Source organism: Rhodococcus sp. ARC_M12 (genome assembly GCF_022810385.1).
In the GTDB taxonomy this organism is placed as follows: Bacteria; Actinomycetota; Actinomycetes; order Mycobacteriales; family Mycobacteriaceae; genus Rhodococcoides; species Rhodococcoides navarretei.
Genome location: NZ_JALGQI010000107.1, coordinates 1 through 255, shown reverse-complemented (window position 1 = coordinate 255; position 255 = coordinate 1). Strand labels below are relative to the sequence as shown.

Annotated in this window: 1 protein-coding gene; it reads left to right on the top strand. The window is 61.6% G+C overall.

Annotated features, from left to right (window positions below; genetic code table 11):
* A partial coding sequence (locus MTX35_RS25555) for a transposase (protein ID WP_243597498.1) occupies positions 1-255 on the top strand: 255 nt, incomplete at both ends.

Genomic DNA, 255 nt, shown 5'->3' with positions numbered 1-255 from the left:
GTTGCCGGGTGCATTTCATGCGGAACGTCACTTCCGCGGTGTCGTCGAAGCAGGTGCCTCCGGTGATGGCGGCGATCAAGACGATCTTCGCGCACACCGAGCCGGATGCTGTTGCAGCGCAGTGGGACCAGGTCGCGCAGACGCTCGCCGGGTCGTTTCCGAAGGTGTCGGCGATGATGGACGGTGCGAAGGAAGATGTGCTCGCGTTCCGTGCGTTCCCGAAGTCGCATTGGCAGAAAATCTGGTCGAACAATC